The organism is Aequorivita aquimaris (assembly GCF_001573155.1).
Taxonomy (GTDB): domain Bacteria; phylum Bacteroidota; class Bacteroidia; order Flavobacteriales; family Flavobacteriaceae; genus Aequorivita; species Aequorivita aquimaris.
Window position 1 is genome coordinate 424,307 of the sequence record NZ_JRWG01000002.1, and the last position, 19,417, is coordinate 443,723.

Below are 19,417 nucleotides of genomic sequence, written 5' to 3' on the forward strand. Positions count from 1 at the left end.
ATTAAAACTCAATCTCCCTCAAAAGTTTCGGCATTTTTTCGCTCATTGCCAAAAGCCATTTCAACTGTTCCCGCACCAAATGGGCTTCTTCCATTTTTGAATGAAAGCTCTCAGATTTTGAGTTTTTTTCATCTTCGGAAAACGGAATGCTTTTCCCAAAAGTGGCTTCAAAAATATCTTCCGCACTCTCCGTTTCGGGTATCTGTTGGGAAGGAATTTCTTCCCTTAAAATAGACTCGGCCCTCTTAAGATTTTGAACAATTCTCTCGGAAACCAAATTGAAATTTTTTGAGGCAGGCGTGGTGGGATTGTTGAGAATATAGGTGCTCAACGATGCCAAGGACGAAAGGAAAGTGTGGTTTAAAACCACGATTTCATAAACCTTGTCCAGGCTTTTCTGTCTCGATTTGGGCTCCTGGGTCATTCTCTGAAAGGCCGCGCTGAGGTCTGACATTTCCAAAAAGGACTTCTTGCGGGCCACTTTGTATTGGTCGGGAACGGTGCCTTTGGTGTTGTAATAGCCGATAATTTCTTCCAAATAGACCCGGTAGGCCTTAACCGTTTCCAGCAAGGTTTTTTGCATGCTTTGTATTTCCCACGCGGGCCAGAGCAGCAGATTTCCCAAGGTGGCCAACCCTGCGCCAATAATGGTATCTGTTACCCGATACTGGATAACGTTAAAAATATCGGGCCGCATCAACGCATAAATAAAAACCACACTCAGCGTAATAAAAGTTGCCCCAGCTTTATAGTTACGCTGCACCATGGAAAAGGCAATAACAAGCGAAGCGATTGCCAAAATACCGTAAACTGTCGTATTTTGCGTAATCAAAACGATGCCCACGGCCAGCGCGCCGCCAATCAAGGTTCCGATGGTCCGTTCTTTGGAACGTGTTTTTGTCAGGCCAAAAGTGGGGCGCATAATTACAATCAAGGTGAGTAAAATCCAATACGGATTTTGGAGGGAAAACAGAATTCCCACCCCATAGCCAATCATTGTCATCACCGCCAACCTAAGCGAATGCTTGAAAATAGGGGAGCGCAGATTGAAATTTTCTATCAGTACCTCAAGGTCATAATTCTCTTTGGTCAAAAACCTGCGGGAATCTTCTTTTTTGAGGGTTGAAATTTCGCGTTTTGCGGGGTTTAAAAGCAACCATTCTATTTTTTCAATTTTCTTTATTTGCTCTTTTTGATATTTGAAAAGATTTCTGAGCAGCAATAGATTTTCATCGTAAATTTCATTGGAAGCCGCTGCATATTCAGAAATATCGTCCTTGATTCTTTTTGCGAACATTTCTATTTTGGAACTTTTCCGAAGTTTTTGCGGCGTAGCAATATTGTCGGCAATAATGTTCAACCTCTGGCTCATGGCAAAAAGCAACTCATGGAAATTGGCCAATTGCGCGGGTTTCTTCCTAAAAAATTCATCCGTTTTTGCATAATTCACCGGGTTTGCCATCGCCAGCTCCAGCATATCTACCAACTGTACAAAAATGAGCAGGCGCTTTCCCTCGTAATCAGATTTTCCCGAGCCGGTTCTGCTCGAAATTAAAATATCGCGGAGGGTTTCGTGGGTGTTGGTTAGCTCGGTTTTCGTGCTTAATAATTTCTTTAAAAGCGGTGTCCTGTCAGCGGTTTCGGCAACCAATTCCCCACGTGTCCTTAAATAGTCTGCCGTTAGCTTTATAGTTTTTGAGAGATAATATTCCGTGGGTGCCTTCGGAAAAATAAAATGCCGAAGCAACGCAAGAGCCGCATACCAAAGCCCGCCGATACCGATTAACAGCATCCGCTCGTAGGGTTGTATAACGTCTGAAAAATTTGAAAAACTCAGAACCAGAGCAAAAAGGCCCGAAAAACTTATAAGCGAGGCCCGAAATCCATAAATGGAAAGATAGGAAATGCCGAACATCAAAATGCCCAAAATTGGAAAGACCAACCACAGCGATAGATGTAGATAGCCGCCGATTAAGCTTACAATCATGGCCAGCAGCGTAGCCAGCAAGATTCCAGTAATTTTATGCCGAATACTACCGCTGACATCGCTTGGCGATGCAAGCATGGCTCCCGCGGTTACGGCTATTCCCATATCCAGCGCATCCAGTTTTACACCGGCCACAATGGGAAGGGTAAGTGCAATTCCCAAAAGAATGGCCTTGGAGAAATCTGTACTGTTTACAAACTCTGAAAGGTCTTTTAGTGAGGTGGCTACTATGTTTTTTGGAAATTTCAAAAGCAGTTGGTTTCAAAAGCTGCAAAGATATTGCGCCCAAAAGCGAAGTTCGTTAATCTTTTCAGAAATGTAAGTGTGTTATACTTTTATTAAATGTACGGCGGCCGTATGGCGAACGCTCTTTAAAATCTTAAATTTATACATATTCTTAAAAAATTTGCAGCAATGAACCAAGTAATTTTACTGAAAGACCGTCCAAAAGGGAAGCCCTCATTAAAGGATTTTGAATTTACCGAAGAAGAAAAACCACAACCAAAGGATGGCGAAATTTTATTGAAAACGAAATATGTTTCCGTTGACCCGTACCTCCGCGGACGGATGCGCAATGAAAAATCATACATTCCGCCTTTTGAAGTTGGAAAGCCTTTGGAATCGGGTATTATTGCTGAGGTAATTGAATCGAAAAACAAGAATTTTGAGAAGGGCGATTTTGTAAACGGAATGCTTCAATGGAAGCAATTTCAAACCTCCAACGGGAATGGATTGAATAAGGTAGATGCCGAAAGGGCGCCCTTAAAAGCCTATTTGGGCGTTTTGGGACTTACCGGAATTACCGCATATTTAGGTCTCGACAAAATAGGAAAACCCCAAAAAGGCGAAACGCTTTTGGTTTCCGGAGCCGCCGGCGCCGTGGGGAGCGTTGCCGGGCAAATAGGAAAAATAAAGGGATGCCGCGTGGTGGGAATTGCGGGAACGGAGGAAAAAATTGACCGTATTCAAGAAAAGTTCGGCTTTGATGCAGCAATCAATTACAAAACCACCAACAATATGAAAAAAGCTATCGCAGAAGCCTGTCCCGACGGGGTTGATGTGTATTTTGACAATGTGGGCGGCGAGATACTGGATGCCGCTTTGGCAAATATGAATAAATACGGCCGGGTGGTAAACTGCGGCGCCATTTCACTTTACAACAAAACCGAAACCCCAACGGGGCCGCGGGTTGAAACAACGCTCATAAAAAATAGTATTTTAATGCAGGGCTTCACGGTCCGCGACTTTGTAAAGGATTTTGGCCCTGCGCAAAACCAATTGGCCAAGTGGATGGAGCAGGATAAATTGAGCTATTTGGAAACGGTAGTGGAAGGTTTTGAAAATATTCCGCAGGCGTTTATCGACTTGTTTGATGGGAAAAATAAAGGGAAAATGATTGTTGTGGTTTAAGGCGTTTCTGAAATTTTCAAATAGCACGGCTCGTCTTTCTTTAATGGAAAGGCGTTGTTGAAAAATAGGATTTTTCCTTTAAAATCCGCTTCAATCAAATAATGGCTTCCTTTGAAATAGCATTTTTTTACGGTTACTTCAAGCTTTGTTTTTTCTTCGGAAATTTTTAGTTGGTGTGGGAAAATGATGATTTCTTCTGAAGAAACTTCCGAAGAAATAAGACTTTTTGAAAGTAGATTCGCTTCGCCAAAAAATCCTGCCTGATATTCAGTGGAAACGTTTTCGTAAATAAACTGCGGCGTTCCTAACATTTCTTTAGAACCGTTTTTCAGCATTAAAATCTGGTCGGAAAATGACAATGCCTCATCGTTGTCGTGGGTTGCGGTGATGCAACTGATATTTTTCTCTTTTAGATAATTGAAAATTTTTCGTCGTAATTTATTTTTTCTAAAAACATCAATATTGCTAAAAGGTTCGTCCAGCAAAAGGATTTCGGGTTCGTTTGCCAATGCCTTTGCCAAAGCCACGCGCTGTTTTTGGCCACCGCTTAGGTTTTTTACCAATGTGTTTTTGAAACTTTCCATTTCAACAACTTCCAGCAGCTGCTCAATTCTTTTTTTATCTTTTTCCTCATCCAAACCGGAAAGATGTGAACCAAGGTTTTCAGCAACCGTCGTGAACGGCATTATATTAAATTCCTGCGCTACGAGTTTCATAAATGGTTCGCCGGGAATGAGCGCTTTGGTTGGGCCGAGCAGTTTTTTTTCGTTGTAGAAAATTGAACCGTTTTCCAAATGGAGCAACCCGTAAACAAGATGTAAAAGTGTAGATTTTCCGCAGCCACTTTCACCTAAAATACTGAGGTGTTCTCCAGGTTTCAGCGAAAAGGAAACGTTTTTTAAAATGGTTTTTTCGGAATAGGCGAAGGAATCGATTTCAACTTTTAGCATCGCAGATGGTTATTTCGCCAAAATTCCTTCGCTTTCCAAAACGGGAAGCGCGGTCACTTTTTCTTCTGAAATACTATTGGGCTCAAAAGTGAACTTTCGCTCAAAGAGTTTGTTTTCGGCGAAAAAGGTTACCAAATATTCATTGGTAAAACCCAAAACCTCTGTTGGGATAAATTCAACTTTAACCGAAGTTTTTGGTTTTATTTTTCCCAGACCATGACGCAGGGTTGAGGTTTTTTTATCTTCACTTTTTCCGCGGGATAGTACCAAAACCGTTTCAATTTCATCTTCTCGGTTATTCACCAGATAAATGTACCATTGTTGTTCGGTAAAATCCTTGTCCCATTCCTTTACGGCCACAATATGCACGTTTTCGGCTTTTGGGATTTCTATATCCTTTCGCATAATCAATCGTCAATTTTCCACATAATCCAAACTGCCAAAAGCGCAATGGCAGATACGCCCAGCAATATGGCGCCAATTACAATTTTAATGGCCGCAATTACGAAAGTAAGGTAGGCTATTGCAATGGCAACGATTACCAAAAGGGCGATAACAAGATATTTTTTCATAGCATTTTTGTCTTAAATCTTATGTCTTTCAGCGCAGCGGTCTTAGATTTTTACAACACGCTTTTAAACTGTTCCAAAAAGCGCACATCGTTTTCGCTGAACATTCTGATATCAGGAATTTGGTGCAGAAGCATGGCAATTCTATCGATACCTACGCCAAAGGCGAAGCCAGAATATTCCTCGGCGTCGATGCCACAGTTTTTAAGTACGTTCGGGTCAACCATTCCGCAGCCGCCAATTTCGAGCCAGCCGGTTCCTTTGGTAATTCGGTGGTCTGCTTCGGTTTCCAGCCCCCAATATACATCCACTTCGGCGCTCGGTTCCGTGAACGGGAAATACGAGGGGCGCAAACGGATTTTAGATTTTCCGAACATTTCCGTGGTGAAATATTGTAGCGTTTGCTTTAAATCTGCAAAGCTTACACCTTTGTCTACATACAAACCCTCCACTTGGTGGAAAAAGCAGTGTGAGCGCGCTGAAATGGCTTCATTTCGATACACACGGCCGGGCGAAATGGTACGGATGGGCGGTTTGTTATTTTCCATATAACGCACCTGTACGGACGAGGTGTGCGTACGCAACAAAACATCAGGATTGGTTTGGATAAAAAACGTATCCTGCATGTCGCGCGCCGGGTGATACTCGGGAAGGTTCAAGGCAGTAAAGTTGTGCCAGTCGTCCTCAATTTCGGGCCCTTCGGAAACATTGAAACCGATACGCAAAAAGATATCGATAATTTTATTTTTTACGATGGAAATAGGGTGGCGTGAGCCCAGGGGAATCACCTCGCCCGGACGGGAAAGGTCGCCGTAAACGCCTTTGGATTCCGCGCTGTTTTCAAGTGCTTCTTTAAGCGAATCCACTTTTTCCTGCGCAGCGTTTTTAAGGGTGTTTATAACCTGGCCATACTCCTTTTTCTGCTCGTTCGGCACATTTTTGAATTCGGCGAAAAAGTCGTTCAGCAATCCTTTTTTACCCAGGTATTTTATGCGGAAGTTTTCAATTTCTTCTTTGTTGGTGGAAGAAAAGGCTTGTACTTCGGCTATGTGTTTTTTTATGGTTTCTATCATCACTAAATTTTATAAAATATATTCTAACTTATCACTTCCTTTTCCCAAAAATACTGCACGATAGCTTCTTTCATCAAAACGCTCTGCTCGCCTGCCTTTAAGGGCGGCAATTGTTCTAAAACAGTATAATGCGGCCAGCCTTCCTCGTCGTAATAATCAAATTGGTAATACCCGTAAGGCTCCAAAAGACGGCAGATGGCAATGTGCATTAGGTTTAGCTTTTCGTCTTTTTTAAATTTGCGGTGCAGTTGGCCTAGCTCTTGGATTCCTATTAAATAAATAATGGCATCCAAATCTAAAACCTGCCCATCGGCAAAACGGTCGCCAAGCATTTTTACTACTGCTTCCCATCGTTCCTTTAATTGTTCGTCGCGTGCCATTTCTAAATAAATTAGTCTGCAAAGATACAAGTTTAAAATTCCAAATGTCAAGCGCCAAAATCCAAAATGATAAATTTCAAATTTTCATAAAATTTTTAAATACTAGGCACTCCAAATTTGGGATTTGCGATTTGGAACTTGGAATTTTTAAATTGCTATATTTATGAAAAATTAAAAAGTATGAACACTATCGATATTGTACTTGGAATTATTTTCATAATCGCTTTTTTTGTGGGTTTTAAAAAAGGATTGCTCCGTTCGCTCGCTTCTTTAATCGGGCTCGTAGTTGGCGTTTACTGCGCTATGTTTTTTTCTGATTACGTGAGGGTTTATATTGAAAGATGGTTTGATTGGAGTGCAGATTTAAATAGAATTGCCTCATTTTTAATTACTTTTTTTCTCGTAATGTTCCTTTTTAGTTTGTTGGGAAGACTTTTGACCAAAGTTGCGGATTTTGCGATGTTGGGAATTTTCAACAAACTTTTGGGAGGTATTTTCAACCTGTTGAAATTGGCGTTTTTAATAAGTGTGATTTTTATGTTTGTAAACGCTTCAGATAATTATAGAATTCTTACTGAGGAAAAACGCGAATCGTCGCTTTTATACACACCCGTTGCGGCAATTGCACCGGCAGTATTGCCCACAATAATGGAGGAGGTTGATAATTTAAATATTGACGATCCTGAAATTACTCCAAAAGAAAGCCCCGATGAAACGGGGCTTCCTGAGGAGTAATAAAATAATTTACACTACATCTTTTATATTGCTACGTGCGTATTTCACGGCTTCCTTAAAGTCGTTGAAAATAAGCTCCTTCGGCACTAAATCTGGAATAATATCAATCTTTTCCATCATTACACGTGGTTGTGCCTGAAGATCTTCAAAAATAGGCGTAACGCCTTTTTTGGTGATGTTCATTAATACTTCTTCCATTGCATAAAGTCCCGATTGGTCTATATACGGCGTCTTTCCCATTCGTATAATTACGTGAGTAGCGGTATCAGGAATTTGGTTTGCCAACTGTTGAAAATCTGAAGTATAACCAAAAAACAGGGGTCCTTCCAAACGTTTTATAAATACTTCTTCTTTTAACCTTTCGGGAAAATTAACTTCGTCACTCCAAGCTAACGCAAGCTCATCGGCATTTTTAAGCGGAACTACTTTTGATTGGTCGGCGGTAAGGTCTCCAATTTTCTTCATAAAAATGATGGAGGCCAAAACCAGTCCTATACCTACTGCATAAACCAAATTCCAAAAAACGGAAAGTAATAAAACCACAATCATAATAGTAATTTCGGCCTTTTGCATTTTTGGGATTGCCTTCAAGCCTTTGTAATCCATTACTCCAATACCCACGGTTATCAAAATTCCTGCAAGAACGGCTGCAGGAATTTGTGATGCAACGGGCCCTAAGGCCAATAATATTACGAGCAATAAGACTGCGGCAATCATACCCGAAAGTCTTGTTGTTCCCCCTGATTTTATGTTTACCACCGTACGGATAGTTGCACCAGCTCCGGGGATACCACCAAAAATTGCGGCTATACTGTTACCAATACCTTGGCCCATCAATTCTTTGTTGGGGTTGTGTTTGGTTTTGGTCATATTATCTGCTACAACGGAGGTAAGCAAGGAGTCAATTGCTCCTAAAAACGCTAGCGTTAATGCAGTAAATATGTAAGGTGAAATCTGTCCAAATTCAAATTCAGTGAATATGTTCAAATTCGGAATTGGAAAACCTCCCGGAATCTGATCAATGGGCTGATAATTCAATTTTAGCACATAGGCACCCACAGAAACTACAAGCAATGCTACCAACGTGCTCGGAACCACAGTTGTAATGCGCTTAAAGCCGTAAATGATTAAAATGGTCAATGAAGCCAAAATAAATTCTAACCAATTAATATTGGCGATAGCTCTGGGCAAGGCTTTAATTGCTCCTACAACTCCTGATGTTTCAGACTTTGCCAATACTTTTGCTTCCTGGAGAATTTCTTCTTCTGTAATCTGTTCGGAACGGTTAATTGTTTCCTCAAAATCTTCGAGCACTAAAATTCCTTCACCCGCTTCATCACGCAAAATATTGGTCATTATTACTTCTTCAGCCTGGGGTTTAAATGTTTCAATGAAAGTTGTATCATCTTCGGTATAATAACCCAAAACCGGCAACAGTTGGGTAATTAAAATGATAACCCCAATTGCAGTCATAAAACCTGACACCACGGGGTAGGGAATGTATTTTATATATTTCCCCACACCAGTAACACCCAACAAAATTTGCATTAGTCCGGCCAGTAAAAAAACCAATAAAATATACGGTAAGGCTTGTTCTACGCTACCATTGTGCGAAGCTATGATTCCAGTGATAACAACCATGGAAACTGCTGTCATAGGTGCTGTTGGCCCAGAAATCTGTGTATTTGTTCCGCCGAAAAGCGAAGCAAAGAAACCTATGAAAATAGCACCGTACAATCCGGCATCGGGACCAAGGCCCGACTGAACCCCGAAAGCCAACGCAAGGGGCAAGGCAACGATTCCGGCTGTAATTCCGCCAAATAGATTTCCTCTTAAATTTGTAAATATGTTTGTCATAATTAATTTTTTAGGTTTTGGATATAATATGCTAATCGATTTTACGAATGTGATTTGTCACACTGTTAAAAATCTTTTTTCAAAAGCATACTGAATCCAGTCCAATTATTTATTCAAAAAATGAGACGGCGCCTGTGTTAATGTCATACATAGCACCCACAATATCTATTTCGTTATTGTCTTCCATTTCTTTTAGAATTGGGCTCATATTCCTAATATTATCAATGGTTAGCGTCACATTCTTTTCTGCTACCGCATCTACGAAATCTAGATTTTTTGAATTGCGCTGGCCTTCATCTTTAGGTTCTGAAACGCTTTCAACTGCTGGTTTTATCTTTGCAAGCATCCCTGTTAGATTACCCATTTTTGCATCATCGCAAGCCCCTTTTACCGCACCACAACTGGTGTGGCCCAAAACCACGATTAGTTTTGTTCCGGCAAGTTTTGAGGCAAATTCCATGCTTCCCAAGATATCTTCATTAACAAAGTTACCGGCAATACGTACGCTAAAAATATCGCCCAAGCCTTGGTCAAAAACTAGTTCTGCCGAAACCCGAGAGTCTATACAGCTTAGAATTGTGGCAAAAGGAAATTGCCCTTCGCTGGTATCGTTTACCTGCTCCAATAGGTTTCTATTTGCCTTTAAATTATTTTGGAATCTTAGATTTCCTTCTTTTAAGAATTGCAGCGCCTTTTGAGGCGTCATCGTTGCTTGAGTTTCTCTAGTATGTGCTTTCATAATATGATTATTTGTTTTTTTGAAATTATATGAATTGTCCCCAAAGTCAATAAAATTGACAAAAATTTCCAGATTGCAAATGCAATGGAATTTTTTTGGGAAATAAATTAAAAATTTGTTTTTAGAAAAGATTAAGCTTTTCGGGGAGGAGGTGACACTACATCTAAAAATACGTTGGAATAGCTGTCAATTTGAAAACCATCTCGGTTTTGCTGTTTTTTCAGAAATTCTAAACTATTGCAGTTTGATTGTATTTTTTCAATATCGAAGACAAAATTGGGTTTGGGCATTTTGTTCGAATTTTCTTCCTCATTCATTGAAAAAAAGGTAGAAACATCGGCTTGATTACCAGAAAGGCTTATAATAGCAGGCGTTACAAGAAAACTTGTAAAGACGAGCAACAATAAAATACTGGTTAACCGCAAGCGTGTTTTTTTAAGAAAAGCAAAAATAGCAGAATTTGGCTTAAATCCTGTTAACTAAATATTAATTCTAAAGTTGTTTTAAATCTGAAGCAGGAATCCAGCCGTCTTTTCCATCGGCCAAACTGATTCGAAACCAGTTGCCGTCCTGTGCCAAAATCTGGACTTTTGTTCCTTCGTGGAGCGTGAAAGCTATGTTGCTGCCCATGGAAGGCTCGGTCTTTACCTCTATTTCACTTGCAAAGATGACCGCGGGTTGGTTTCTTGAGTAATCGCCGTAAGTCAAAAATGCCATTGTCAACGACGCAACCAATGAAAACCCTGCAAACATGGAGCTCACAAAAAGCAAGCGTTTTCTTTTTTCAGAAAAAGCGAAATAGTAAAAAAGAAACAACGCTACAAAAAATAATGAAAAAGCAACTGCTAAAACCGCCCATCCTTCAAAAGTAAAAATGCTGGAAATACTATTATACCATTTTGAAAAGACCGTCTGCGGCAAGGGCTCTATCGAATCAATGCGTGCGTTTTCGGCAAAGGCAAGGTTGTTTTTAATGTCCTGGTCGTTCGGGGAAAGCTGCAGCGCTTTTTCGTAATAATAAATACTCGGGCCTATGTGGTTCAGCTTATACTGCGCATTTCCCAAATTGAAATACAGCTCGGCAGAATGTTCGCCGTTGTCCAAAATTTTCATCCAGGAATTGATGGCCTGTTGGTATTTTCCGTTTTTGTATAATTCCTTTCCTTGCTCAAAAAGCGTTTCATTTTGTGCAATTCCGGAGAAAGAAACCAATAAAATAAGTATGTACAGTAGCTTTTTCATCGTCATCAATTTTTACTGTATTTGTTTATCAATATTTGAAATTACTTCCACCGCCTTGCTGTAATCCTGCTGTACCGATGCTGTTGAAGATGAAGCATATCGCGCAAATTCGCAGCTTTTCAACAGGCTGATAAAGCTTTCTACTGTTGGGGCTTCCACATTTCGTTCGAGCAGCATTTTGGAAATAAGACCCTTTTCCATTTCCGAAGTTTCAATATTGAGTTTCGCTTTTAAATAATTGTGAAGTGCTCGCTCTAACGACTCATAAAAAGCAGTTGGGTTTTGAATGTTCCGCTTGGCTTCCGAAAGGTATTTTTTGGCGAGTTTGTTTGCGCGGCGCAACTTGTTTCCTTCCACATCGTTCAAGCGCTCTTTGCGTTTTTTCCCTGCAAGGATGAATAGGGGAATCAACAAGAATGGCCCGCCCAAAAGCGACCAAAACAATGGCGATTTAAAGAAACTTTCCTGTGCAATCGGCTCTAGGTTGGCGTCCAATTTTATGTATTTAAAATTGTCTTTGGAAAGTACAACTTGCTTTTTCGCATCGTTGGAATTGGTATTGGCAGTAGCCGAACTTATGGGCCCATTTTCAACTTCAATGGTAAATTCTTTTGAAGTAATGGTTCTATATTTTTCGGTTTTCGGGTCGAAGAACGAAAAGGTAATCGGGTTCACCGGATAGGTTCCCTTGAACTGCGGAACAACAGTATAGGAATCCGTTATGCTGCCTGACATTCCGCCGATGGTGGTGTTTACGCTTTCGCTGTGTTCGGGCTCATAAACTTCTAAAGTATTTGGAAGTTTTACCGTGGGAAGGGTGAACAATTTTAAATTCCCTTTCCCAGAAACTTTCACGTCCAATTGAAGTGATTCGTTGGCGTTTAGTTGGGTTTTATTGGTGTTTACATCAAAAGTGAAATCGCCCACGGCGCCGTTGAAACCATCCGGCTTGCCTTCCAAAGGAAGCGGTTTCACATTAATGGTACGCTTTCCTGCCGAAATGGTTTTGTTCACACGTTCCATCACTCTTCTGCCAAATATATCGCGGCGGTTGCCCTGCACGTCAATGGGAATATCCAGCGTGAGCGGTTCTATTTCCAGTTCGCCAGTTTTTTGCGGATAAAGTACGGTGGTTCTTAACACCACGTATCGATAATCCTGGCCATTGTATTTGCCTTCGTAAACCTTAAAATTGTTTTGATTGTCAATATTCTGGCTCCAAAAATCGGCGTATTTTGGAGTGTCAATCTCACGCCATTGGCTGGTAATGCTTACGTCGTGCGAAACATAAAGTTTGTAGGTAACCGTAATTGCTTCGTTTAGGTATGGATTGGCTTTTGAAACTTCAGCAACCAAATGAACATTTTCACTGGCTACGTAATCGGCATTGTTGCCGTCTTTTGGCACATCGACTGCGGCGGTTACTTCCACCTCAACGGGAAGGGTTTTATAGGTTTCGCCTTCTATTTCAATCGTGGCTTGGGCAATGGTGATTTTTCCACGGGTCTGTGGCGCTAAAAAATAGGAATACGTTTTTGAAAAACTTCGTTTGCCGTTTATCCACGAATTACTGATGGATTGGTTGGGACCGCCCACAACGCGGAAACCATCAAAACTCGGTGGTCTAAAATTGTCGCCATCCTGGTTCATTTCAAAATCTATCCGCAAACGCTCGTTTATTCCAAGTCTTTTTTTGCTAACCTTGGCATCAAACTGAACCTGCGCCGTTGCAGCAATGCTGCACAGTACAAACCCTAAAAGGAATAAAAAACTCTTCGTCTTCATAATCTACCAATCTTTATCCGTTCTTACTTTTGCGCCTTTTTGTTTTTCGGCATTTATCTTTTCCTGCGTTTTTTTCTCTTCGTTGTTCATTGCTTCCAACAGACTTTTTACTTGTTGCGGTGAAAGTTGTCCGGGCACGGGTTGCTGCTGTTGTGGCTTGTCGCCCTCCTCATCTTTTGGCTTGTCGGGCTTGCCTTGGTCTTTGTCTTTATCGCCTTCTTTCTTATCCTCGTTTTGGTCGCCTTTGTCCTTTTCGTCTTTCTCGTCGCCTTTGTCGCCCTCGTTATTTTTATTGTCCTGGTCCTGTTGGTCTTTTTTATCCTGGTCTTGGTTCTCCTTGTTTTGGTCTTTGTCGTCCTTATTATCGTCTTGGGGCGGTGGCGGATTTTTTTCTAACATATCCTTCGCCAATGCTAAATTATACCGCGTTTCATCATCATTTGGATTGTTGCGAAGTGCATTTTTATACGCTTCCACAGCTTCGGTATATTTTTTTTCGTTCATATACGTATTCCCGAGATTGTGAAAGGCTTTGTGTTTTTCGGCCTTGGTGTCTGCGGTTTGTGCGGCCTGTTTAAAGCGTAACATGGCCTCGGCATTTTTCTCTTTTCCGTAGTAAGCGGTGCCCAAATTGTACTTTGCAGTTTCGCTTTTTGGGTTGAGGGAAATCGCTTTTCGGTAATCTGCTTCGGCAACGGAAAATTTATCCTTTTGAAGCGCTTGCTGGGCTTCACTTAAATAATTCTGAGCAGCCTTCAGTTCTTTTTCTTGTTCCTTATTTTGAGGCTGTGCAAATGAATTAATTGAAAAAATGGCAGCACAAAGAACCATTCCAATTCTTCGCGTACTTTTATTTTGAAAAAACATTCTATCCACAAACATCATTTTATTGTTTTTCCTTTTCATTAAACAAATTCAACTTTTTGAGCCAAGCTGTTTGACGTTCCAAAAGGAACACATCCAAAACCAGCAAAAATAATGCCCCAGCCAAAAACCACTGGAATTGGTCCTTAAAATCGGTAAATTGCTTGGCCTCAAATTCCTTTTTGTCCATTCCGTTTAAAATGGCTTTAACTTGATCAACAACTACTTTGGTATTTGAGCCGTCAATATACTCACCATTGGCGGTTTTGGCAATCTCTTTAAGAGTTTCTTCACTTAAACGGGTGATAACCTGCTCGTTATTTTGGTCGCGTTTATAATATTGAAGCACTCCGTTTTCTTTAATAGGAATTGGCCCGCCTTCCAAAGTTCCCACGCCAATGGTAAAAATGCGGATGCCTTTTTCCGCAGCTTCCTCGGCAATTGCCGAAACATTGCCCTCGTGGTCTTCCCCGTCTGAAATGATGAAAAGCACGCGATTGGTCTGGTCTTCGTCGTCATAAAAAGTTTGCGCCAGTTCAATGGCTTGGGTAATGGCGGTTCCTTGTGAAGAAACCATATCGGTATTCATGCCACTCAAAAATAGCTTTGCGGATGAAAAATCTGAAGTAATTGGAACTTGCGGAAATGCGCTCCCAGCGTAACCAATGATTCCAATTCTATCTCCTGCAAGCCCATTGATTATTTGGGTAATGAGCTGTTTTGACTTTTCCAAACGGTTTGGCGCAATGTCTTCCGCCAACATACTTTTTGAAACGTCCAACGCAAAAACAATGTCAACGCCTTCACGCTTTACCGTTTCGAGCTTGGTGCCTATTTTAGGATTTACCAATGCAAAACTTAAACAGGCAATGGCCAAACAAAGCACCAAAACTTTTAAGACAGATTTAAAGAGCGAACGGTTTGGGCTCAATTTTTTCAGAAGTTCTTTATCAACAAATCTTTTCTGAACCGTTCTTTTCCAAACCAAAAGCAATAGAAAAACCACCACTATCACCGGAATGGCGAAGAGAATGTAGAAGTATATGGGTTGATCTAAAACTATTTGATCCATTTCTATAAAAATCCTTTAAATATTGTAGTTCGCAACAAAAACTCAAACCCAATCAATATTAAGGCGAAAATGGCCCACGGGCGGAACATTTCATCATAATGGGTGTATTTGAACTCTTCGATATCGGTTTTTTCCAGTTTGTTTATTTCTTCGTAAATCTGCTCCAGTTTGGTGGTGCTCGTTGCCCGGAAATATTGTCCGCCGGTTTTTTCGGCAATTTCTTTCAGCAACGCCTCGTCAATTTCCACTTGCACATTTCCGTATTGAAAACCACCGTCGGGACGAATGCCAATGGGCGACATCGCCATGCCGTTGCTTCCCAAACCGATTGTGTAAACTTTTATCCCAAATTCCACCGCGAGTTCGCTCGCAATTTTTGGGTCGATGAATCCCGTGTTGTTCACCCCGTCGGTCAACAAAATAATCACTTTGCTTTTGGCGCGGCTTTCCTTTAAACGGTTCACAGCCGTTGCCAGACCAGAACCAATTGCGGTTCCACCTTCAATGGTCGTGTTGTAGGTGATGTTTTTTAGGGACGAAAGCACAATGGTTTTATCGCTCGTCAACGGCGTGCGGGTGTAACTTTCGCCTGCGTATTCTACCAAGCCGATTCTATCATTTGGGCGACCATTTATGAAACGCGCAGCTACTGTTTTCAATGCTTCCAAACGGTTCGGTTTTAAATCGCGAGCCAGCATACTTGCTGAAACGTCTATTGCCATGACAATGTCGATTCCGCGGGTGGTTTTTGTTTTTGTGGATTCGTCAACGGTGCGGGGTCGCGCCATTGCAATAATCAAAGCTGAAAGTGCCAAAAGACGAAGCACGAAAAGCAACGGTTTTAATCGTGCCAACCAGTTTTTGCCAGATTTGAAACCGCTGACACTTGATATTTTCAGGGAAGCCGTTTGCTGTTTCCGTTTCCATAAATACCATAGCACGAGCACCGGAAGTAGGAGGAACAACCAGAAAAACTGTGGATTTACAAATTCGAAATTACTGCCCATCTTTCTCTGAAATTTCAAGCTCTATGGAAGCTTCAATTCTTTTTAATATTTCTTCTGCATATTTTCCGTCGTCCTGATACACAATCAAAACTTCCTGCAAGCCGTTCTGCTGTGCGAAAAGCAATAATTCATAGGTGCTTTTTTGTTTCAACACTTTAGTGTCTGAAACTTGTACGTTGAATTCGCCGTAGGCTTTCAATCCTTTAATGCCTTTATCTGTTTCAAAATCATCGCGTTTCACTATTAGATTTTTCGCGCCACTTTGTTCCAAATCGTCCAAAACCGCATCGAGTGCCGTTTCCAGGGCAATGTCCTGTTTTTGGCTGAACTGAGTAGTTGAAACCATAATGTAAAGTGGGGAATTCATTTCGCCATAGGAGAAGAAATCCCTTCCCATCACCGCACTTTTATCGGCATTTGTAACCGGAGCTTCCGCTCGGACGAGCACTTCGGGGGTTTCCAAAATTACCGCCGGATTGCCGTATTCGCTCTTTATCCATCGGCCTTCGGCGAGCTCGCGGAGGTCATTGCCCAAAACCTTATCCTTTAAATTGTCGAACCCGGTAGCGGCACCGTAGATAATTCCTGCCAAAACAATCGCAGCAAATACGCCCGAAATTCCCAAAATCCATTTTCTGCGTTGGCGTTTTTTCTGAAGTTTTTCAAGGTATTCCTGATTGGCCAAAAGCTCTTCCTCGGTAGGCTCGGGAACGGCTTCGTGGGTTTCGTTGATGATTTCCTCAATGGTTTTTCTATCCACTTCGGCTTGCCCCGATTCTTGGTTCATTTTTGCAAATTTCACCAAATCGGCACGTTTGAAGATGGCGTCCAGCTTGCGGATGGTTTCCAAATCGAAGTCGAAATGCCCCGCGTCCTTGTGCATCATCAATCGCGTGATTAGTTCGTCGCTCGTGCTCTCCAAAGCGGCTTCGTCTACTTCGCGGTCCAAATATCTTTTTACGATTTCGGTGAGGCTGCTGTAATATTCCTTGCTTTTGTTTTCCTTTAAAAGTTGGCTGTTGTCCAAAGTTTTTAATGCGACGATTGCTTCTTCGTAGGGCGGCAATTGTTTTTCGGCGGCTTCTTTTCGTTTTTTTCTTCGGAAGAGATAAATGGCGATTGCAATAATTAAAAGAATTGGGACCAACCAATACAGAAGCGACAACCAATCAAACGGCGCACTTTTCACTTCCACCGCCGGCTTTATGTCGAACATTTTTTGTTTGGTCGTGTCAACGGGAACGTCGGCTACTTCAACTTTTATGGAATCGGTTAAAAAAGGTTTGTTGTTAATGAGAACGCGCTGCGGCGGAATGGTGTAATGGCCGCTGTCAAATTGCGTTAACCCGTATTTTTTGATTAGGCGCAGTTTTGAAGCTTCAAAAGTTGTATCGGTCTTATAAGATTCAATCATTTCCAAAGGCGCAAATGTCTGCTCCTCGGGAAAGACCACAACATCCGTTGAGTCTGCTTGTACATTGATGGTGTAAAGTATTTCCTCGCCAATCTTGATTTTTGTGGAATCAATAGAAGAAGTTACTTGTGAAAAGGAGCTGAGAGAGCAAAGAAAAAAGAACAGAGAAAAAAGAAACGAGCGGTTCTTTTGAAAACCAAATGGCTTCAATCTTTCAAATTTTGTAATATGGATTTTATTTTTTTTCAATTCAAATTTTGATTTCTTTTAAATGCTCGCGATGAATCGCGCGCCTACCTGCGTTTGAAATACCCCAGTAATTTTTTCACATAACTTTCGTCAACCCTTGTGCTCAATGCGCCTGCGCCACTTTTTGTAAACGATTCATTGAAATAATCCACCCTTTCGCGATGATAACTGTAATATTGGTTGCGCACATTTTTAGACCCTGTGTTTACCAATAAAAGTTCCCCTGTTTCCTGGTCTTCCATCTGCACCATTCCCAGATTTGGTATGTTTTCCTCGGCTTTATCGTAAATTCTGATTCCCGTAACATCGTGCTTTTTGGCTGCGATTTTTAAAGTGTCGCGGTAACCGTCCGCAATAAAGTCTGAAAGCACAAAAACAATGGCTTTCTTCTTCATTACGCTGCTTAAAAATTTCAAGGCGTTGGCAATATCGGTCTTGTTACTTTTTGGCTTGAACTCAATCAATTCACGAATAATCCGAAGTACGTGCGACTTGCCTTTTTTCGGGGGAATGTAAAGTTCAATTTCATCTGAAAAAAGGATCAGTCCCGTTTTGTCGTTGTTCTGCATTGCTGAAAAAGCGAGCGTTGCGGCAATTTCGGTAATGATTTCATTTTTGAATTGTTCCTGCGTTCCAAAAAATTCGGAACCGCTGATATCAACCATCAGCATTAACGTAAGCTCCCGCTCTTCTTCAAAAACTTTTACGAAAGGCTCATTGTAGCGTGCGGTAACGTTCCAATCGATATTTCGGACGTCGTCGCCAAATTGATACTGGCGCACTTCGCTGAACGTCATCCCCCGACCCTTAAACGTACTGTGATACTCGCCACCAAACACGTGATCGCTCAACCGCCGCGTTTTGATTTCGATTTTACGTACTTTTTTAAGAAGTTCTTTGGTGTCCATTTTTTTTGTAGTAGCCAGTTGGCAGTTGCAGTTAGCAGTATAAACAGGTTGTCTTCACTCTACTGCCTACTGCCACTGAACACTGCATACTTTTTTAAGGTACTTCAATTACATTAACAATCTTGTTGATGATGTCTTCGGAAGTAATGTTTTCGGCCTCCGCTTCGTAAGTTATGCCGATACGGTGGCGAAGCACATCGTGCACTACCGCGCGAACATCTTCTGGCACTACATACCCGCGACGGCGGATGAAGGCATAACATTTAGCGGCAATGGCAAGGTTGATACTTCCACGTGGTGATGCGCCAAAATTGATAAGTGGTTTTAAATCTGCAAGCCCAAAATTCTCGGGAGTTCGTGTTGCGAAAATGATATCGAGAATGTATTTCTCAATCTTTTCATCCATATAAACTTCCCGAACGGCAGCCTGTGCCCGAAGAATTTGATCGATGGTCGCCACTGGATTGATTTGCTCGTAAGCGCCTTTTAAGTTTTGACGGATGATGAGTTGCTCCTCGGCAATCTGTGGATATTTTATTACCGTTTTCAACATAAAACGGTCCACCTGTGCTTCGGGCAGCGGATAGGTTCCTTCCTGCTCAATTGGGTTTTGGGTTGCCATTACCAAAAATGGCTTGTCGAGGGTAAAAGTGGTTTCGCCAATGGTTACCTGCTTTTCCTGCATCGCCTCCAAAAGCGCTGATTGTACTTTTGCGGGAGCCCGGTTAATTTCATCCGCAAGTACGAAATTGGCAAAGATGGGACCTTTTTTTATGCTGAAGTCATTTACTTTCATATTGTAAATGAGCGTTCCCACAACATCGGCGGGAAGCAAATCTGGGGTAAACTGTATTCGGCTGAAAGTACCGTGCACCGCTTTTGCAAGTGTGTTGATTGCAAGGGTTTTCGCAAGTCCGGGCACACCTTCCAAAAGGATGTGGCCTTGGCCCAAAAGCCCTATCATAAGTCGTTCCACCATATGTTTTTGGCCTACGATTACTTTGTTCATTTCCATAGAAAGTACATCCACAAATGCACTTTCCCTTTCAATTTTTTCGTTTAATGCCCCAATGTCAAAGGTCGAATTTGTATTTTCCATACTGTATTTAGATTCAATTTAAAGCCTTTATAAAAAGACGGTGCAAATTGAAAATTTATTGTAGAAAATCCTGTTAA

19 protein-coding genes are annotated in these 19,417 nt (G+C 41.5%); 2 read left to right on the plus strand and 17 right to left on the minus strand.

The features are described from left to right. Position 1: 1 nt before the first annotated feature. Positions 2-2,236, minus strand: a complete 2,235-nt coding sequence (locus LS48_RS04735; protein WP_062620468.1) for an FUSC family protein — start codon at positions 2,234-2,236, stop codon at positions 2-4. A 165-nt stretch (positions 2,237-2,401) separates the two neighbouring features. Between LS48_RS04735 and LS48_RS04740 the strand changes: the two genes are divergently transcribed. After that, positions 2,402-3,397, plus strand: a complete 996-nt coding sequence (locus LS48_RS04740; RefSeq protein WP_062620470.1) for an NADP-dependent oxidoreductase — start codon at positions 2,402-2,404, stop codon at positions 3,395-3,397. On the opposite strand, the gene LS48_RS04745 is transcribed toward LS48_RS04740, so the two are convergent. From LS48_RS04745 to LS48_RS04760, 5 genes are read right to left on the minus strand one after another with little or no spacing between them, the layout of a single operon-like run. Next, complete coding sequence (locus tag LS48_RS04745; RefSeq protein WP_062620472.1) at positions 3,394-4,347, minus strand: ABC transporter ATP-binding protein; 954 nt, start codon at positions 4,345-4,347, stop codon at positions 3,394-3,396. The two genes, LS48_RS04740 and LS48_RS04745, sit on opposite strands and share 4 nt — an antisense overlap. Before the next feature lie 9 nt (positions 4,348-4,356). Continuing rightward, positions 4,357-4,752 carry a hypothetical protein gene (locus tag LS48_RS04750; RefSeq protein WP_062620475.1) on the minus strand — a complete coding sequence of 132 codons (396 nt, stop codon included), beginning with the start codon at positions 4,750-4,752 and terminating at the stop codon, positions 4,357-4,359. A 2-nt stretch (positions 4,753-4,754) separates the two neighbouring features. After that, positions 4,755-4,919 carry a hypothetical protein gene (locus tag LS48_RS15485; RefSeq protein WP_193392787.1) on the minus strand — a complete coding sequence of 55 codons (165 nt, stop codon included), beginning with the start codon at positions 4,917-4,919 and terminating at the stop codon, positions 4,755-4,757. A gap of 50 nt (positions 4,920-4,969) precedes the next feature. Beyond that, positions 4,970-5,989, minus strand: a complete 1,020-nt coding sequence (gene pheS / locus LS48_RS04755; RefSeq protein WP_062620477.1) for a phenylalanine--tRNA ligase subunit alpha — start codon at positions 5,987-5,989, stop codon at positions 4,970-4,972. Positions 5,990-6,012: 23 nt separating this feature from the next. Then, positions 6,013-6,369: a hypothetical protein gene (locus LS48_RS04760; protein ID WP_062620479.1), complete on the minus strand. Its 357-nt coding sequence runs from the start codon at positions 6,367-6,369 to the stop codon at positions 6,013-6,015. A gap of 180 nt (positions 6,370-6,549) precedes the next feature. Between LS48_RS04760 and LS48_RS04765 the strand changes: the two genes are divergently transcribed. Next, positions 6,550-7,104: a CvpA family protein gene (locus tag LS48_RS04765; RefSeq protein ID WP_076692415.1), complete on the plus strand. Its 555-nt coding sequence runs from the start codon at positions 6,550-6,552 to the stop codon at positions 7,102-7,104. Positions 7,105-7,113: 9 nt separating this feature from the next. On the opposite strand, the gene LS48_RS04770 is transcribed toward LS48_RS04765, so the two are convergent. The 11 genes from LS48_RS04770 to LS48_RS04820 form a co-directional block, all read right to left on the minus strand. Next, the gene (locus tag LS48_RS04770) at positions 7,114-8,961 is read right to left on the minus strand and encodes a SulP family inorganic anion transporter (protein ID WP_062620482.1); all 1,848 of its coding nucleotides are present in this window, start codon (positions 8,959-8,961) and stop codon (positions 7,114-7,116) included. Positions 8,962-9,070: 109 nt separating this feature from the next. Next, positions 9,071-9,700 (minus strand): carbonic anhydrase family protein, encoded by a 630-nt coding sequence (locus LS48_RS04775; protein WP_062620485.1) that lies wholly within the window; start codon positions 9,698-9,700, stop codon positions 9,071-9,073. A 131-nt stretch (positions 9,701-9,831) separates the two neighbouring features. Beyond that, complete coding sequence (locus tag LS48_RS04780) at positions 9,832-10,125, minus strand: hypothetical protein (RefSeq protein WP_062620487.1); 294 nt, start codon at positions 10,123-10,125, stop codon at positions 9,832-9,834. A 67-nt stretch (positions 10,126-10,192) separates the two neighbouring features. Continuing rightward, positions 10,193-10,942, minus strand: coding sequence for a tetratricopeptide repeat protein (locus LS48_RS04785; protein WP_062620698.1), 750 nt, complete (start codon positions 10,940-10,942; stop codon positions 10,193-10,195). Positions 10,943-10,954: 12 nt separating this feature from the next. Beyond that, positions 10,955-12,727 carry a BatD family protein gene (locus tag LS48_RS04790; protein ID WP_062620489.1) on the minus strand — a complete coding sequence of 591 codons (1,773 nt, stop codon included), beginning with the start codon at positions 12,725-12,727 and terminating at the stop codon, positions 10,955-10,957. Positions 12,728-12,730: 3 nt separating this feature from the next. Continuing rightward, positions 12,731-13,633 carry a tetratricopeptide repeat protein gene (locus LS48_RS04795; RefSeq protein ID WP_117590211.1) on the minus strand — a complete coding sequence of 301 codons (903 nt, stop codon included), beginning with the start codon at positions 13,631-13,633 and terminating at the stop codon, positions 12,731-12,733. Beyond that, the gene (locus LS48_RS04800; protein ID WP_062620491.1) at positions 13,614-14,663 is read right to left on the minus strand and encodes a VWA domain-containing protein; all 1,050 of its coding nucleotides are present in this window, start codon (positions 14,661-14,663) and stop codon (positions 13,614-13,616) included. The genes LS48_RS04795 and LS48_RS04800 overlap by 20 nt, the downstream gene beginning before the upstream one ends. Before the next feature lie 2 nt (positions 14,664-14,665). Next, on the minus strand, positions 14,666-15,670 hold the full coding sequence (locus tag LS48_RS04805; RefSeq protein WP_062620493.1) for a vWA domain-containing protein: 1,005 nt from the start codon (positions 15,668-15,670) through the stop codon (positions 14,666-14,668). After that, the gene (locus LS48_RS04810) at positions 15,660-17,333 is read right to left on the minus strand and encodes a hypothetical protein (RefSeq protein ID WP_062620495.1); all 1,674 of its coding nucleotides are present in this window, start codon (positions 17,331-17,333) and stop codon (positions 15,660-15,662) included. The genes LS48_RS04805 and LS48_RS04810 overlap by 11 nt, the downstream gene beginning before the upstream one ends. A 44-nt stretch (positions 17,334-17,377) precedes the next feature. Next, entirely contained in the window at positions 17,378-18,241 is an 864-nt protein-coding gene (locus LS48_RS04815) for a DUF58 domain-containing protein (protein WP_062620496.1), read from the minus strand. A 94-nt stretch (positions 18,242-18,335) separates the two neighbouring features. Continuing rightward, a complete protein-coding gene (locus LS48_RS04820) occupies positions 18,336-19,340 on the minus strand; it encodes an AAA family ATPase (protein ID WP_045080334.1) in 1,005 nt (334 codons plus the stop codon). Between the last annotated feature and the right edge of the window lie 77 nt (positions 19,341-19,417).

Bases quoted from the DNA above. Each gene is read 5' to 3' on its own strand.
- LS48_RS04740 (WP_062620470.1), top strand. From the start codon at position 2,402: ATGAACCAAGTAATTTTACTGAAAGACCGTCCAAAAGGGAAGCCCTCA.
- LS48_RS04745 (WP_062620472.1), bottom strand. From the start codon at position 4,347: ATGCTAAAAGTTGAAATCGATTCCTTCGCCTATTCCGAAAAAACCATT.
- LS48_RS04750 (WP_062620475.1), bottom strand. From the start codon at position 4,752: ATGCGAAAGGATATAGAAATCCCAAAAGCCGAAAACGTGCATATTGTG.
- LS48_RS15485 (WP_193392787.1), bottom strand. From the start codon at position 4,919: ATGAAAAAATATCTTGTTATCGCCCTTTTGGTAATCGTTGCCATTGCA.
- pheS (WP_062620477.1), bottom strand. From the start codon at position 5,989: ATGATAGAAACCATAAAAAAACACATAGCCGAAGTACAAGCCTTTTCT.
- LS48_RS04760 (WP_062620479.1), bottom strand. From the start codon at position 6,369: ATGGCACGCGACGAACAATTAAAGGAACGATGGGAAGCAGTAGTAAAA.
- LS48_RS04765 (WP_076692415.1), top strand. From the start codon at position 6,550: ATGAACACTATCGATATTGTACTTGGAATTATTTTCATAATCGCTTTT.
- LS48_RS04770 (WP_062620482.1), bottom strand. From the start codon at position 8,961: ATGACAAACATATTTACAAATTTAAGAGGAAATCTATTTGGCGGAATT.
- LS48_RS04775 (WP_062620485.1), bottom strand. From the start codon at position 9,700: ATGAAAGCACATACTAGAGAAACTCAAGCAACGATGACGCCTCAAAAG.
- LS48_RS04785 (WP_062620698.1), bottom strand. From the start codon at position 10,942: ATGAAAAAGCTACTGTACATACTTATTTTATTGGTTTCTTTCTCCGGA.
- LS48_RS04790 (WP_062620489.1), bottom strand. From the start codon at position 12,727: ATGAAGACGAAGAGTTTTTTATTCCTTTTAGGGTTTGTACTGTGCAGC.
- LS48_RS04795 (WP_117590211.1), bottom strand. From the start codon at position 13,633: ATGAAAAGGAAAAACAATAAAATGATGTTTGTGGATAGAATGTTTTTT.
- LS48_RS04800 (WP_062620491.1), bottom strand. From the start codon at position 14,663: ATGGATCAAATAGTTTTAGATCAACCCATATACTTCTACATTCTCTTC.
- LS48_RS04805 (WP_062620493.1), bottom strand. From the start codon at position 15,670: ATGGGCAGTAATTTCGAATTTGTAAATCCACAGTTTTTCTGGTTGTTC.
- LS48_RS04815 (WP_062620496.1), bottom strand. From the start codon at position 18,241: ATGGACACCAAAGAACTTCTTAAAAAAGTACGTAAAATCGAAATCAAA.
- LS48_RS04820 (WP_045080334.1), bottom strand. From the start codon at position 19,340: ATGGAAAATACAAATTCGACCTTTGACATTGGGGCATTAAACGAAAAA.